At 66.7% G+C, this 13,819-nt stretch carries 14 protein-coding genes and 1 tRNA gene; 4 read left to right on the top strand and 11 right to left on the bottom strand.

The window, feature by feature from the left end:
• Positions 1–10 precede the first annotated feature (10 nt).
• The 5 genes from panB to B9N43_RS07385 all read right to left on the bottom strand — a co-directional run bounded on the left by panB (position 11) and on the right by B9N43_RS07385 (position 3,347).
• Positions 11–826 carry a 3-methyl-2-oxobutanoate hydroxymethyltransferase gene (panB, locus tag B9N43_RS07405; protein WP_145841648.1) on the bottom strand — a complete coding sequence of 272 codons (816 nt, stop codon included), beginning with the start codon at positions 824–826 and terminating at the stop codon, positions 11–13.
• Between the two features lie 18 nt (positions 827–844).
• Entirely contained in the window at positions 845–1,204 is a 360-nt protein-coding gene (locus B9N43_RS07400; protein WP_222428834.1) for a DMT family protein, read from the bottom strand.
• The gene (gene folK / locus B9N43_RS07395; RefSeq protein WP_261379416.1) at positions 1,201–1,722 is read right to left on the bottom strand and encodes a 2-amino-4-hydroxy-6-hydroxymethyldihydropteridine diphosphokinase; all 522 of its coding nucleotides are present in this window, start codon (positions 1,720–1,722) and stop codon (positions 1,201–1,203) included. The genes B9N43_RS07400 and folK overlap by 4 nt, the downstream gene beginning before the upstream one ends.
• Complete coding sequence (gene pcnB, locus B9N43_RS07390) at positions 1,719–3,059, bottom strand: polynucleotide adenylyltransferase PcnB (RefSeq protein WP_145841647.1); 1,341 nt, start codon at positions 3,057–3,059, stop codon at positions 1,719–1,721. The genes folK and pcnB overlap by 4 nt, the downstream gene beginning before the upstream one ends.
• A gap of 203 nt (positions 3,060–3,262) precedes the next feature.
• Positions 3,263–3,347, bottom strand: a tRNA-Leu gene (locus B9N43_RS07385).
• 120 nt (positions 3,348–3,467) lie between these two features.
• Here B9N43_RS07385 and rnr point away from each other — a divergent pair.
• Positions 3,468–5,657, top strand: a complete 2,190-nt coding sequence (rnr, locus tag B9N43_RS07380) for a ribonuclease R (RefSeq protein ID WP_145843483.1) — start codon at positions 3,468–3,470, stop codon at positions 5,655–5,657.
• A 141-nt stretch (positions 5,658–5,798) separates the two neighbouring features.
• On the opposite strand, the gene amrS is transcribed toward rnr, so the two are convergent.
• From amrS to B9N43_RS07360, 4 genes are all read right to left on the bottom strand, one after another.
• Positions 5,799–6,899 carry an AmmeMemoRadiSam system radical SAM enzyme gene (gene amrS, locus B9N43_RS07375; protein ID WP_145841646.1) on the bottom strand — a complete coding sequence of 367 codons (1,101 nt, stop codon included), beginning with the start codon at positions 6,897–6,899 and terminating at the stop codon, positions 5,799–5,801.
• Positions 6,875–7,435 (bottom strand): AmmeMemoRadiSam system protein A, encoded by a 561-nt coding sequence (gene amrA / locus B9N43_RS07370; protein ID WP_145841645.1) that lies wholly within the window; start codon positions 7,433–7,435, stop codon positions 6,875–6,877. The genes amrS and amrA overlap by 25 nt, the downstream gene beginning before the upstream one ends.
• 100 nt (positions 7,436–7,535) lie before the next feature.
• Entirely contained in the window at positions 7,536–8,366 is an 831-nt protein-coding gene (gene amrB / locus B9N43_RS07365; RefSeq protein ID WP_145841644.1) for an AmmeMemoRadiSam system protein B, read from the bottom strand.
• 21 nt (positions 8,367–8,387) lie between these two features.
• Positions 8,388–9,635 carry an MgtC/SapB family protein gene (locus tag B9N43_RS07360; RefSeq protein WP_145841643.1) on the bottom strand — a complete coding sequence of 416 codons (1,248 nt, stop codon included), beginning with the start codon at positions 9,633–9,635 and terminating at the stop codon, positions 8,388–8,390.
• A gap of 52 nt (positions 9,636–9,687) precedes the next feature.
• On the opposite strand from B9N43_RS07360, the gene ispD reads away from it, so the two are divergent.
• From ispD to thpR, 3 genes are read left to right on the top strand one after another with little or no spacing between them, the layout of a single operon-like run.
• Positions 9,688–10,395: a 2-C-methyl-D-erythritol 4-phosphate cytidylyltransferase gene (gene ispD / locus B9N43_RS07355; protein WP_145841642.1), complete on the top strand. Its 708-nt coding sequence runs from the start codon at positions 9,688–9,690 to the stop codon at positions 10,393–10,395.
• Positions 10,392–10,883: a 2-C-methyl-D-erythritol 2,4-cyclodiphosphate synthase gene (gene ispF, locus B9N43_RS07350; protein ID WP_145841641.1), complete on the top strand. Its 492-nt coding sequence runs from the start codon at positions 10,392–10,394 to the stop codon at positions 10,881–10,883. The genes ispD and ispF overlap by 4 nt, the downstream gene beginning before the upstream one ends.
• A gap of 9 nt (positions 10,884–10,892) precedes the next feature.
• Positions 10,893–11,444, top strand: a complete 552-nt coding sequence (gene thpR / locus B9N43_RS07345; RefSeq protein ID WP_145841640.1) for an RNA 2',3'-cyclic phosphodiesterase — start codon at positions 10,893–10,895, stop codon at positions 11,442–11,444.
• Positions 11,445–11,616: 172 nt separating this feature from the next.
• Here thpR and epsL read toward each other — a convergent pair whose 3' ends face one another.
• Together epsL and epsA are read right to left on the bottom strand one after the other, a co-directional pair.
• Positions 11,617–12,912 (bottom strand): XrtB/PEP-CTERM-associated polysaccharide biosynthesis outer membrane protein EpsL, encoded by a 1,296-nt coding sequence (epsL, locus tag B9N43_RS07340; RefSeq protein WP_145841639.1) that lies wholly within the window; start codon positions 12,910–12,912, stop codon positions 11,617–11,619.
• A 66-nt stretch (positions 12,913–12,978) separates the two neighbouring features.
• Positions 12,979–13,818, bottom strand: a complete 840-nt coding sequence (epsA, locus tag B9N43_RS07335) for an XrtB/PEP-CTERM-associated transcriptional regulator EpsA (protein ID WP_145841638.1) — start codon at positions 13,816–13,818, stop codon at positions 12,979–12,981.
• Position 13,819: the final 1 nt, after the last annotated feature.

Below are 13,819 nucleotides of genomic sequence, written 5' to 3'. Positions count from 1 at the left end.
GTCGGGCGAATCAGTAGCTGTGTTCGGGAGCGGGGAAGCTGCCGTCCTTGACGGCGCTGACGTAGGCCTTGACGGCGCCTTCGATGCTTTGCGCCTCGGTCATGAAGTCCTTGACGAAGCGCCCCTTCTTGCCGGGATAGATGCCCAGCATGTCGTGCAGCACCAGCACCTGGCCGTCGCACTCCTTGCCGGCGCCGATGCCGATGGTGGCGCAGGCGGTCAGGGACTTCGAAATCTCGCCGGCCAGCGCCGCGGGCACCATTTCCAGCACCATCAGGGTGGCGCCGGCCTGTTCCAGTGCGTGGGCATCGGCCTTCATGCGGACGGCGCCATCGTCGCCGCGGCCCTGGACCCGGTAGCCGCTGAGGGCGTGCACCGACTGGGGCGTCAGGCCGATGTGGGCGCAGACCGGGATGCCGCGCGCGGTGAGGAAGTGGACGGTGTCGGCCATCACCTCGCCGCCTTCCAGCTTCACCATCTCGGCGCCGGCGGCCATCAGGCGCGCGGCGTTGCGCATGGCCTGTTCGCGCGATTCGTAGTAGCTGCCGAAGGGCATGTCGGCCACCACCATGGCCCGTTCGACGATGTGGCCGACGCATTCGGTGTGATAGACCATGTGCTCCATGGTGACCGGCAGGGTCGAGGTCTTGCCCTGGAGCACGTTGCCCAGGGAGTCGCCGACCAGGATCGTGTCCACCCCGCAGCGGTCCTCCAGGGCGGCGAAGCTGGCGTCGTAGCCGGTGAGCATGGCGATCCTCTCGCCGTCCCGCTTCATGCGGGCCAGTTCCAGGAGGGTCACGGTCTTGTTGCTGGCGAGATAGGTCATGGCGGTCTTTCCTAGGATTCAGCGGAAGATGAAATATATCGCTCCCAGCAGGCAAAGGCCCGCCCACAGGTAGTCCAGCTTCAGCGGCTGCTGCATGTAGAGCACCACGAAGGGCACGAAGACCGCCAGGGTGACGACCTCCTGGACGATCTTGAGCTGAGCCAGGGACAACTCGGTGTTGCCGATGCGGTTGGCCGGCACCTGCACCAGATATTCGAAGAGGGCGATGCCCCAGGAGAGCAGCGCCGCGACCCACCATGGGCGCTCGTTGAGGTGCTTGAGATGGGCGTACCAGGCGAAGGTCATGAAGACGTTGGAAATCGCCAGCAGCAGGGTGGTCTGCAGGATCACCGGCAGCCCGGAGAAGGACGGGCTCATGCGGCGGCGGTGTGGACGGTGACGCGTTCGATGCGCTGGTCGGCGCAGGCCCCCAGCAATCCGGCGACCGGCCCGCGCCCCGGAATCTCGAGTTGCGGCGCGATCTCCGCCAGCGGCGCCAGAACGAAGGCCCGCTCGTGCATGCGGGGATGGGGCAGGGTCAGCCGACCGTCGTCGCAGCGCGTCGCGCCATGCAGCAGCAGATCCAGGTCGAGGGTACGCGGCGCGTTGCGGATGCTGCGCTGGCGGCCGAACCGGGCCTCGATGGCGAACAGCTCATTCAGCAGGACGCTCGGCGGCAGGGCTGTTTCCAGGGCGGCGACGGCGTTGATGAAGTCGGGTTGCCCCAGCAGGCCCACCGGTGCCGTGCGGTACAGGCTGGAGACGGCGGTCAGGCGGCTGTCGGGCAGGCCGGCGAGGGCCAGGGCGGCGGCGCGCACGGTGGCGACCGGGTCCCCCAGATTGGCGCCGAGGGCGACATAGGCCACGGCCGGCGCAGCCGGCACACCTTCCCTCACTGCGCCGCTTCTCCCGTGGACTCCGCTTCCTTGCGGCTCTGGGTCCGGCGGCGGCGCGGCTTCTTCGGCGAGGTGTCGGCCACCTGCATGGCCTCGCGCCGTTCCGGGTCGGCGTCCTGGAATTCGGTCCACCAGTCGGCCAGCTCCTGGGACGTTTCGCCACTGGCGGCGCGCAGCAGCAGGAAATCGTAGGCGGCGCGGAAGCGCGGCTGTTCCAGCAGGCGGTAGGGAAACTTGCCGGAGCGTTTTTCGAAGCGGGGTTGCAGCGCCCAGATTTCCTTGATGTCGCCGGCGATGCGCCGGGTGATGGCGAGCTTTTCCCCCTGGATGTCGAGCACTTCATCCATTGCCGAGTAGAGCGCCGGAGTGGCCAGTTCCTTCTTGGCCTTGCGGGCTTCCCAGTTGGCGAGCACCTCGTGCCAGAGCAAGGTGGCGAACAGGAATCCGGGGGAGGTGGGCTTGCCGGCCCGCACCCGGGCGTCGGTGTTGGCCAGGGCCAGCAGCACGAACTTCTCGCCCATGGGCTGCTCCAGGATCACGTCCAGCAGGGGTAGGAGGCCATGGTGCAGGCCCTCGTCGCGCAGACGCTTCAGGCATTCCACCGCGTGACCGGAAAACAGGAGCTTCAACATTTCGTCGAAGAGCCGGGCCGCCGGGACGTTCTCCATCAGCTCCGCCATTTCCCGGATCGGATTCTTCACCGCCGGATCGAGCGCCAGGCCCAGCTTGGCCGAGAGACGCACCGCCCGCAGCATCCGCACCGGGTCTTCGCGGTAGCGGGTGCGCGGTTCGCCGATCATGCGCAGCACCTTCTGCTGCAGGTCTGCCACACCGTGGTGGTAGTCGAGCACGGTCTGTGTTGCCGGATCGTAATACAGGGCGTTGACCGTGAAGTCCCGCCGCGCCGCGTCCTCCTCGATGCTGCCCCAGACGTTGTCGCGCAGCACCCGCCCATGCTCGTCCTTGACCGTGTCCTCGTTGTGGGCGGCGCGAAAGGTGGAGACCTCGATGGTTTCCGGACCGAACATCACATGGACGATCTGGAAGCGGCGGCCGATGATGCGCGAGCGGCGGAACAAGGCCCGCACCTGCTCCGGCGTGGCGTCGGTGGCGACGTCGAAATCCTTGGGTACGATGCCGGCGATCAGGTCGCGCACCGCGCCGCCGACGACATAAGCCCGGTGGCCGGCCTGCTGCAGCGTGTCGCAGACGCGCAAGGCGGCGCGGGAGACGTGTTCCCGGTGGATGCGGTGGCGCTCCGCCGGCACGACGGCCGGTGCCACGGCGGACGGAGTACCGTTGCGCCGGAACACGCGCCGCAGCAGTTTTCGGATCATGAAAGTCTTGCCAATGTGTGGGAGGAACAAGCCGTCAATCATACCGGACGCGTCGAATTCGCTGAAAGAATCCCACGCTCCGGGCGTAGAATGCCATCAATGAGTCTGTCCGCAAGCCGCGTCGGCCGATGCCATCTTGAGCAGCGGTCGGCAGAAAAGAAAATGGCCCTGATGAGAGTCAGGGCCATTCCATGTCTTTGTCGTGGTGCCCAGGAGAGGACTCGAACCTCCACGCCTCGCAGCGCTAGTACCTGAAACTAGTGCGTCTACCAATTCCGCCACCTGGGCACGGGGCGAATCAAAGAGGCGCGAATTCTATAGGAAAAAAAACAATTGTCAAACAAGAAACCCCAGAAATTTCCCAAGCTCTCCGCTGTGCGCCGGGCCGATCCCGAGCTTGCCCGCGAGATGGGCAAGTACGACTATCCCTTGCCGAGCCGGGAGTACATCCTGCAGTTGCTGGGCGAGCAGGCGGGGGTGCCGATGCCCTTCGAGGACCTCTGTGATCGACTGGATGTGAAGCCGTTCGAGGTGACGGATTTCCAGCGCCGCCTCGGCGCGATGGCCCGCGACGGGCAGTTGATGCAGAACCGCCGCGGCGACTGGTTGATCCCCGACAAGGCGGATCTGATCGGCGGACGCGTGCAGGGGCATCGGGATGGCTACGGTTTCCTGATCCCGGACGACAAGGAAAAGGGCGGCGACATCTTTCTTTCGGCCAAGGAAATGGCCAAGGTGCTCCACGGCGACCGCGCCATCGTGCGCCTGGTGGGTGTCGACCGCCGCGGCCGGCCCGAAGGCAAGATCGTCGAGGTGACCGACCGGGCCAACACCCGGGTGGTGGGCCGGGTGATCAACGAGCACGGCGTCTGCTTCGTGGCGGCCGAGAACCGCCGCATCAGCCAGGACATCCTGCTGCCGCCGCCGCCGAAAAGCGACAAGAAGGCGCTGCGCCCCAAGGCGGGGCAGGTGGTGATGGTGGAGATCATCGAACAGCCCACGGTCCGTTCCCAGCCCATCGGCCGGGTGATCGAAATCCTCGGCAACTACGCCGATCCGGGGATGGAGATCGAGATCGCCCTGCGCAAGCACGACCTGCCTTTCGAGTTCTCCAAGGAGGCGCTGAAGCAGACCAAGAAGCTGCCCGACGAGGTGCGCAAGTCCGACTGGAAGGGGCGCGAGGACCTGACCGGCCTGCCGTTGGTCACCATCGACGGCGAGACGGCGCGCGATTTCGACGATGCCGTGTATTGCGAGCGCCAGGGCAAGGGCTTCCGCCTGGTGGTGGCGATCGCCGATGTCTCCCATTACGTGGACGCCAGTTCGGTGCTGGACCAGGAGGCCTACGACCGGGGCAACTCGGTGTATTTCCCGCGGCGGGTGATCTCGATGCTGCCGGAAAAGCTCTCCAACGGCCTGTGTTCGCTGAATCCCCAGGTGGAGCGGCTGTGCATGGTCTGCGACATGTCGCTTTCCGCCGCCGGCGCGATCAAGCGCTATCGTTTCTATCCGGCGGTGATGTTCTCCCACGCGCGGCTCACCTACACCGAGGTGGCGGCCGCACTTTATGATCAGGACCCCGCGGCGCGGCGCAAGCTGGAACCGCTGCTGCCGAACCTGGAGGCGCTCGACGCCGTCTTCCGGCTGCTCGCCAAGGCGCGCGAGAAACGCGGCGCCATCGATTTCGACACCGTCGAGACGCGGATGATCTTCGACGACAACGGCAAGATCGCCCGCATCGAACCCTATGCCCGCAACGACGCCCACCGCCTGATCGAGGAATGCATGCTGGCCGCCAACGTCTGCGCCTCGGAATTCCTGCATGAGCAGGAACATGCCACGCTCTACCGGATCCACGAAGGGCCGCCGGAGGAAAAGCTCACCAAGCTGCGCGAATTCCTCGCCACCTTCGGCATGCAGCTGGGCGGCGGCGACAGTCCCGGCGCCAAGGACTACGCCAGGCTGCTGACGAAGATCGAGGGACGGACCGACAAGGTGCTGCTCCAGACGGTGATGCTGCGCTCCCTCAGTCAGGCCATCTACAGCCCGGACAACGTCGGCCACTTCGGCCTGGCCTACGAGAGCTACACCCACTTCACCTCGCCGATCCGCCGCTATCCGGATCTGCTGGTGCATCGGGCGATCAAGGCGGCGCTGGCCGGAGAGAAGTACCGCCCGGGCAACTGGGAGGAGATCGGCCTGCACTGCTCGGCCACCGAGCGCCGCGCCGACGAGGCCACCCGCGACGTCGAGTCCTGGCTCAAGTGCTTCTACATGAAGGACCGCATCGGCGAGGAATACAGCGGCAGCATTTCCGCGGTGGTGCCGTTCGGCATTTTCGTCGCCCTGGACGAGGTCTTCGTCGAGGGCCTGGTGCATGTCTCCGAACTGGGACGGGACTATTTCCACTTCGACGAGGCCGCCCACGCCATGGTCGGCGAGCGCAGCGGCGCGCGCTACCGGCTCTCCGACCGGGTGCGGGTCCAGGTGGTGCGAGTGGACATGGAACAGAACAAGATTGATTTCAGGCTTGTGGAGGCGCCGCCGGCGACGCAGCCGGAAACCGGAGCGAAACCGAAAGGACGCCGGCGTGGCTGAGGGTTTCGGGTTGCCGTGAAAATGGAGTTTTCCGCCGCGCCGCCAGCCGCAACCTATCGGTGTCGCTACAGCGTTCCCTGTGATATCGAGCGTAGCGAGCCGTATCGCCCCCCCCGGAGGGGGGCGAGCCTTCTCCCTGCATCATGAAAGTTCGCCGTGCAGCCGCACCGGGATGCGGCGCGAACCGAAGGGCGTGCCCAGCGGGCCGAAGCGGCCGGCGATGAGCGTACCGCAGTGGCGGCAGTGGCCGTCGTCGGTCAGGTCGTAGCCGAGGATTTCGTACCAGTCGCGGCGGATCACCGCCGCGCCGCAGCCCGGACAGTAGGTGGCGTCCCCCGCCGGGTTGTGCACATTGCCGGTGTAGACGTAGCGCAGGCCGGCCTCCAGCGCGATGCGACGAGCTTCCAGCAGCGTCGCCGGCGGCGTCGGCGGCCGGTCGGTCATTTTCCAGTCCGGGTGGAAGGCGGAAAAGTGCAGCGGCACGTCGGGCCCCAGTTCCCTGGCCACCCACTGGGACAGGGCCGTCAGTTCGGCGGCGCTGTCGTTCTCGCCGGGAATCAGCAGGGTGGTGATCTCCAGCCAGCAGTCCGTGTGATGGGCGATGTAGCTCAGCGTGTCCAGCACCGGCTGCAGATGGCCGCCGCAGAGCTTGACGTAGAACGCGTCGGTGAAGGCTTTCAGGTCCACGTTGGCGGCGTCCATCTTGGCGTAGAACTCGCGCGCCGGCTCCGCGTGGATGTAGCCGGCGGTGACGGCCACCGCCTTGATGCCCAGGGCGTGACAGGCATCGGCGGTGTCCATCGCGTATTCGGCGAAGATCACCGGGTCGTTGTAGGTGAAGGCCACGCTTTTCGCCTGGTAGCGGGCGGCGGCGCGGGCGATGGCCTCCGGCGTCGCGTCGTCCATCAGGGTATCCATTTCGCGGGACTTGGAAATGTCCCAGTTCTGGCAGAACTTGCAGGCCAGGTTGCAGCCGGCGGTACCGAAGGAGAGGATGCTGGAGCCCGGGTAGAAATGGTTCAGCGGCTTTTTCTCCACCGGGTCGATGCAAAAGCCGGAGCTGCGGCCGTAGGTGGTCAGAATGATCCGGTCCTGGTGGCGGGCGCGGACGAAACACGCGCCGCGCTGCCCCTCGTGGAGCCTGCAATCCCGTGGGCAGAGGTCGCACTGGATGCGTCCGTCGGCGAGTTTGTGCCACCAGCGTGCGGGCGGGCCGCTCAACTGCTCGTGTCTTCCTTCCATTTCCGTACCTCGTAGCGATGGAGCCGGATGTCCGGCGACCAGAAATCCGCCGGCAGGCCCGCCTTGCGCTTCAGGTGGGCGAGGAAGTCGGCGGGACTGGGCAGGTCTTCCCATACTTGTGGCAGGAAAGTGGCGCGATGGTTCCCATATTCGAGGATCACGCCATCGATGCCCGGACGCAGGCGGGCACACGCATCGGCCTCGTCGTGAAAGACGATGGCGCTGGGCGGCGACAGCAGCGACACCTCGACGCGGGTGGACGGCAACTCGGCACTGCCCAGCGGCGGGAAGCGGGGATCGCGAAATGCCGCGGCCCGCGCGTTGGCCGCCACATCCTCCGCCAGGGAACGATGGGCTTCGAGCGAGCCGATGCAGCCGCGCAGCCGTCCCGCCTGGGTCAACGTGACGAAGGTGGCGCCCGGCGCGGCGAGCGCGGTCGGCGCGGACTCATCCGCCGCCGGGGCGGCCTCCGCACCGAGTTCCGCGGCAATCGCGTTCCTGGCGCGGCGCAGGAGGGCGAGGCCAAGGGCGTCCATCAACGTGAAATACACCGTTGAAACGGCAGCTCGAACCTACGCGCGCCGCGCGACGATTTTTTCATCGAAGCTTTTCCTCCTGGGTTCCGGCCTGACCGGCTTACGCCGCCTCGAAGGCGAAGGCCCCGTAGCCGACGACGCGGGACTTGTCGCCCGCCGTGTCGCCGGAATTGCGCAGATCGAGAAGCGTCGGACGCAGATGCCGGCGGCGCGCCACTTCGAGCAGGCCGTTGATCGGCGTGGCGCCGCAGGCCTGCTCATGGTCGCCGAGCAGGCGCAGATGCAGGATGTCGTCGGCGGTGTGGCGGTCCCGTTGCCGGGCCTCCTGGTAAGGCTGATAGTGCGACAGGTCGGAACTCACCACGATCAGGGTTTCCTCGCCGCCCCAGAGCAGGTCGAGCACTTCGGCGACCTCGCTGGCCGAGGCCATGCCCACCGCGAAGGGCACCAGGCTGAATTCATCGAGCACGGTCTGCAAGAAGGGCAGATGCACCTCCAGGGAATGCTCCGCGCCGTGGGCCTGGTCGTAGATGGCGACCTGCGGCAGGCGGCAGGCTTCCCGCACGGCCGCGCCATCGATCGGCACGTCGCCCAGGGGCGTGCGGAAATGGCTGGCGCCGGTCGTGGCCAGACCGCGCACCGGCACCCGATGCACCGGTCCCAGCAGCAACACCCGCCGCACGACGGGACGCAGGGGTTCCAGGAGGGCATAGGCCTGGGCGGCCACCGGTCCCGAGTAGATGTAGCCGGCATGGGGGGCGATCAGCGCTTTGGGACGCAGGCGGGGTGGATGGCATTCGGCCAGCAGTGCCGAGACCTCCACAGCCAGCTGCTGGCCGTCGCCGGGGTAGAACAGGCCGGCGACGGCGGGGGGGCGCAAGTAGCCGGAGGCGGAAGAGGTGGGGGTGGTGGCGGTGGGGGAGGCGGCCATGATCGACTCCTCAAAAACACACTATAGAGCGAACGTCAGCGCGGCACCAATGCCAACGGCAATCGCGGCCAGGCCGGGCACGGTGCGGCTGGCCAGGCGCCTGCCGCCGATGCTGACGACCAGGCCGGTCTTGAAGGCCAGGTTGGCCAGGGTCGCCAGCGCGACGGCGACCACGGCCTGCTCCGCCGCCAGCTTTTCGAGGTTGAACAGCTTGAGGCTCGACAGCACGATGGCATCCACGTCGGTGAGTCCGGAAGCCAGGCTGACCGCATAGAGGCCGCGGTGGCCGGCGCTTTCCTGGATCCATGCCGCAATCATCAGCATCACGGCATAGAGGGCGCCGAAGGTGAGGGCGCTGCGCAATTCGGCAGGGTTGGCGATTTCCGGCGTGGGCATTTGCGTGCGCTGCCCCAGGCGCAGCCAGACCCACAGGGTGAACAGCAGGCCGGCGCCGAATCCGGCGCCGAATATGATGGCCAAGGGATGGAACAGGGGCGGCGCCACCACCAGGGCGACCAGGGCCAGCCGGACCAGCACCGTCAGATTGGCCAGCAGCACCACCAGGGCGGCCATCGCGGTCAGTCCGCTGTCTCGCCGGGCATGGCGGGAATAGATCATGGTGGTGGCGGTGCTGGAGGCCAGGCCGCCGAAAATCCCGATCATGGCGGCGCCGTGGCGGGTGCCGATCAGGCGCAACGCGACATAGCCGGCCAGGGACAGCCCGGAAATCAGCACCACCAGCCACCAGATCTGGCGCGGGTTGAAGGCGTTGAACGGGCCGAAATCGCTGTTGGGCAGGATCGGCAGCACGATGAACGAGAGGACGCCGAACTGCAGCACCGAGATCAGGTCGCGGGCGGTGATGCGGCTGCTGAAGCCGTGCAATTCGCTCTTGAAATAGAGCAGGACCGTGGTGGCGATGGCCAGCATCACGGCCAGCGTGTCATGTCCCAGCCAGATCGCGGCCCCCAGGCCGTAGGCGATCATCAGCGCGACGACCGAAGTGGTGCCCGGATCGCCGTCGTCGTGGGGGTCCTGGGCGGTGGCCAGCATCATCATGCCGCCCACCGCGATCAGCCCCAGCGCCACGACCCAGCCGCTGTCCACATCCTTGGCCAGCAGGGCGCTCAAGCTGCCCAGCAGGGACGTGAGCGCGTAGGTGCGAACTCCGGCCTTGGCGTCGGGCTTGCGTTCCCGCTCCAAACCGATGAGCAGGCCGACGGCCAGGCTGGTGGCGAAGAGCTGCACTTGTTGCGCGGTATTTTCCATGGCTGCTGCAAGGCGATTGGTCGGATTCGATTGTAGTCCTTACAATCCGCCCATGACCCGTTATGCACTCGTTCCCGCCGCCGGCAGCGGCTCCCGCATGGGTGGGGAAAAACCCAAGCAATACCTTCCCCTGCTGGGGCGGCCCCTGATCCATCACACGCTCGCCAGCCTCTGCGCGGTGCCGGCGATCGCCAAGATATTCGTGGTGCTGGCGGCGGACGACGCCGACTGGGCGCGCCACGACTGGTCCCTCCTGGCCGGGCGCCTGGAGGTGCTGCGCTGTGGCGGAGCGACCCGCGCCGAGAGCGTGACCAATGGCCTGCGAGCGATGGCGGCCATGGCCGTGGCCGCCGACGACTGGGTCCTGGTCCATGACGCGGCGCGCGCCTGCCTGGCGCCCGCCCAGGTGGAAGCCCTGATCCGGACGGTGGGCGACGACCCGGTGGGCGGCATCCTGGCGGTGCCGGTGGCCGATACGCTGAAGCGCGCCGGCGCGGACCAGCGCGTCCAGGCCACGGTGCCGCGGGACGGGCTGTGGCAGGCGCAGACGCCGCAGATGTTCCGCCATCGTCAACTGCTGCAAGCGCTGGAATGCTGCCCCGACGTCACCGACGAGGCCGGCGCGATCGAGGCGCTGGGCCTGGCGCCGCGCCTGGTGGCCGCCGACGCCACTAATTTCAAGGTCACCTATCCCGCCGATCTGCGCCTGGCCGAATGGATCCTGCGCAGCCGCCAACTTTCGTCCGCTGAACAATCATGACTCTCGATATCCGCATCGGCCAAGGCTTCGACGTCCATGCCTTCGCCGCAGGCCGCCCCTTGATCATCGGCGGCGTGACCATTCCCTTCGAACGGGGACTGCTGGGCCATTCCGATGCCGACGTGCTGCTGCACGCCATCACCGACGCCGTGCTGGGGGCGGCCGGCCTGGGCGACATCGGGCGCCATTTCCCCGATACCGATCCGCGCTGGAGCGGGGCCGACAGCCGGATGCTGCTGCGCGGCGCGGTCGAGCGGGTGCGGCTGGCGGGCTGGCGGGTGGGCAACGTCGATTGCACCGTGATCTGCCAGGCGCCGAGAATCCTGCCCCATGCGCCGGCCATGGCGGCCAACATCGCCGCCGATCTGGGCATCGAGCCCGGCGCGGTGAATATCAAGGGCAAGACCACCGAGCAACTGGGCTTCACCGGCCGCGGCGAGGGCATCGCGGCGCAGGCGGTGGCCCTGTTGCTGCGCGATGGCGCCTGATCGAGCCTGATGGAGTCCGGGGACGGGAGCGGATCGCGCCGCCTGTTCTTCGCGCTCTGGCCGCCCGCCGAGCAGGCCGATGCCTTGCACCGGCTGGCGGTCGATGCTGAAAAACTTTGCGGTGGCCGGGCGATGGCGCGGCATACGCTGCATTTGACGCTGGCCTTCCTCGGCCGGGTCGAGGAAGCGCGCCTGCCGGAACTGCGCGCGATGGTCGACGACATGGCCGGCGCCATCAAGGCCGCCGCCTTCGACCTGGTGCTGGACCGGCTCGACTACTGGCGTCACAACCGAATTCTCTGGGCCGGCTGCGAGACCATGCCACCCGGACTGGAAGTCCTGGCCGAGCGCCTGCAAGAGACCTTGCGCGGCGCCGGCTACGCACTGGAGCGGCGGCGCTTTGCCGCCCACGTGACGCTGCTGCGCAATGCCCGCTGTCCGGCGCCGCCGCCGCTGACGTTCTCCCTGACCTGGCCGGTGACCGGGTTCGTGCTGGTCGAGTCGCGCTCCTCGACGGCCGGCGCCGACTACCAGGTGCTGGAGCGCTGGCCGCTGAGCTGATGCCCGGCGTTTCCAGCTTGAAACAGCAAATTGAAACGGCTGGCCAAGTAATACGAGCATAGCGAGCTCATATCGTCACCTCCCCCGGAGAGGGGGAGGCCGGGAGGGGGTGGGCCTTCCTGCTTTCCGCGTATTTCATGCACAGGGACGGAAAAATCGTTTCCAGGTACGGTTAAAAAGCGTAGTTCACGCTGAGATAGACCAGGTTGTCCTCGTAATCCGCGAGGACGATGTTGGACGAGCGCTTCTCCCGCTGCACCGAGAAACGCAGGGTCAGCTTGGGGATGGGCGCATAGGACAGGGTTGCCCCCACGGTGTGTACGGTGTCGCTGCGCATCGGAGCGCCCAGGACGGTGGCGGCGTCGCCCAGATAGTCCCTGACGCTGCGCTCCAGGGTCGCCGAAATCTGGGTCTTGGGGCTCAACTGCAGGGTGGGGCGCAGGCTGACGCCCTTGGTCAGGACGAAGTAGGTCTGGATGTCCTCGGTCGGGCTGATGTCGCGTTGCGCGCGGGCGGTCAGGGTGAAGGTCTCGGAGACCTTCCAGTCGTAATTCACCTGGGCCAGGGTGCCGCTCCAGTTGCGCTGACTGAGGTCGTCGTAGTTTCGGCGCGCATGGTCCAGGCGCGCCGTGAGGCGCGACTTGGCGCTGATCGTCCAATCGGTCACCAGGCCGACGCTGTGCTGGCGATAGTCGTTGCTGTAGAGGCTGCCGAAAACCCGCTGGTCGTTGGGCAGGCGGCCGTCGGTCTGGCGCAGGCTGAGGCCGATCTTGCTGGTGGTCGGGGAAATGTAGTTGACGCCGAACTCCAGATCGCGCAGTTCGGAGTCGTTCACCCGCTGGGCGAGGTTGTCGTTCTTCCGGTTTGTTTGCGTCACCCCGGCCTGGAGCTGCCAGCGCGGCGTGATCAGATAATTGGCGCTGGCGAAGGCGCGCTGGGTGAGCAAGGGGTTGACGATGCGGCTCTGGATATCGCTGAACGATGCCAGGGTCTTGGTCTCGCCGTAGCCCAGCTCGCCGTTCAGTTGATCGCCCGCTTCCCAGAGCCAGGCGCCGCGCGCGGCGCGTCCGGTGAAATCGAGATCCGAGTAGTGCGCGTAGTGGGTGCGGTTGGCGCTGAGGCTGGCGACGAGACGCTGGCGGCTGACCGGGACGTTGAGACTGACGCCGAACTCGGTACGGGTGATGTCGTCGCCCTTCTGCGATGAGCCGATGGCGGCGTTGGCGTTGGCGGCATCCGAGATGCGGAAGACGTTGCTGTCGTGGGTGACGGTTTCCGCCACGTAGAGATCGACCTTGTCGTTGAGCAGCGCGCAGGCGTCGCCGGCGAGCAGGGCCAGCGACGCGGCGAGGACGCCGCGTCTCAGGTCGGGAGGCAGGCGGTGGGGAAGCGGAAAGCGGATTTTCGAGTTGCTCGAATCGTTCGAGTTGCGCAGCGGATCGATCAGGACGTTGTAATTGTTTTGCATGATTTGAGATCGGAGTCTGGCGGAGCCGCGATGATCGAACTTATCCCATACCGCGTCAAGCAAGGATCAGGTTGTTGAGATCAGATGCAGCGACAACGCCTTGCCGACCGCCTGTGCCCGGTTCAGCACGTTCAACCGGCGCAGGATCTCCTGGACGTGGTTCTTCACCGTGAGTGGGCTGATCCCCAGGATCAGGCCGATTTCGATGTTGCTTTTCCCCAGATAGATCCACTTCAGGACTTCCTGTTCGCGCTGGGTGAGCTGGCTGCGATCCTGGGACAGGCTGGCGCCGCCCTCCTGGGCGGGCTCGACCCGGGTGCGCACCCAGGCGGCATGGAGGAAGGGCAGCAGCAGCTCGGCGATGTACGCCCGCCGCGGCGTGAGTTCTTCCTCGTTGCAGGCGAAGATGTAGAAGGCGGCGAGATTGCTGTCCGTACCGAAGGCGCCGAGGCAGAGAATCGTCGTCGAACCGATGCGCTTCAGTTCCCGCGCCAGGGCGCTGCTGGTGAACGGCGCGTCGTTCGCGACGTGGTGAATGGCCGGCTCGTGGTGATTCATCCGCCATTTCTGGATCAGGTTCTGAATCAGCAGTATGTCCTGATGGCAGAGCTGACGGACGAATTCCTGATCCAGCGTGGAGGTCGAGAAACTTTCCACGCGCGCCAGCGCATGCTCGCCGCTGGCGGCGATGCAGATCAGCATTTCATGGTTGATCAGGCTCTGCAGCAGGCCCTGGGTCCAGCTGAAGAACTGGTAGCCCTTGTGGATGCGGGCCGCGGCCTGCAAGTTGATGGCGATGGCCTCCATCTCCATGGCGTCGAGCGGCCCCGACTGGCTGGAAGCGCGCATCGCCGGCGTGGGCGTCAAGGCCGCTTGGGAAGACTCTGCTGGCGGGTTGCTGAGCATT

Origin of the sequence: Denitratisoma sp. DHT3 (assembly GCF_007833355.1) — a bacterium.
GTDB lineage: Bacteria > Pseudomonadota > Gammaproteobacteria > Burkholderiales > Rhodocyclaceae > Denitratisoma.
The sequence above is the reverse complement of the archived record's forward strand: the minus strand, read 5'-3'. Positions and strand labels throughout refer to the sequence as shown.

Coding starts and splice junctions, on each gene's coding strand:
- amrA (WP_145841645.1), bottom strand. CDS start 7,435: ATGGACGCCCTTGGCCTCGCCCTCCTGCGCCGCGCCAGGAACGCGATT.
- amrS (WP_145841646.1), bottom strand. CDS start 6,899: ATGGAAGGAAGACACGAGCAGTTGAGCGGCCCGCCCGCACGCTGGTGG.
- B9N43_RS07400 (WP_222428834.1), bottom strand. CDS start 1,204: ATGAGCCCGTCCTTCTCCGGGCTGCCGGTGATCCTGCAGACCACCCTG.
- thpR (WP_145841640.1), top strand. CDS start 10,893: ATGGAGTCCGGGGACGGGAGCGGATCGCGCCGCCTGTTCTTCGCGCTC.
- amrB (WP_145841644.1), bottom strand. CDS start 8,366: ATGGCCGCCTCCCCCACCGCCACCACCCCCACCTCTTCCGCCTCCGGC.
- epsA (WP_145841638.1), bottom strand. CDS start 13,818: ATGCTCAGCAACCCGCCAGCAGAGTCTTCCCAAGCGGCCTTGACGCCC.
- panB (WP_145841648.1), bottom strand. CDS start 826: ATGACCTATCTCGCCAGCAACAAGACCGTGACCCTCCTGGAACTGGCC.
- epsL (WP_145841639.1), bottom strand. CDS start 12,912: ATGCAAAACAATTACAACGTCCTGATCGATCCGCTGCGCAACTCGAAC.
- rnr (WP_145843483.1), top strand. CDS start 3,468: ATGGGCAAGTACGACTATCCCTTGCCGAGCCGGGAGTACATCCTGCAG.
- B9N43_RS07360 (WP_145841643.1), bottom strand. CDS start 9,635: ATGGAAAATACCGCGCAACAAGTGCAGCTCTTCGCCACCAGCCTGGCC.
- ispD (WP_145841642.1), top strand. CDS start 9,688: ATGACCCGTTATGCACTCGTTCCCGCCGCCGGCAGCGGCTCCCGCATG.
- ispF (WP_145841641.1), top strand. CDS start 10,392: ATGACTCTCGATATCCGCATCGGCCAAGGCTTCGACGTCCATGCCTTC.
- pcnB (WP_145841647.1), bottom strand. CDS start 3,059: ATGATCCGAAAACTGCTGCGGCGCGTGTTCCGGCGCAACGGTACTCCG.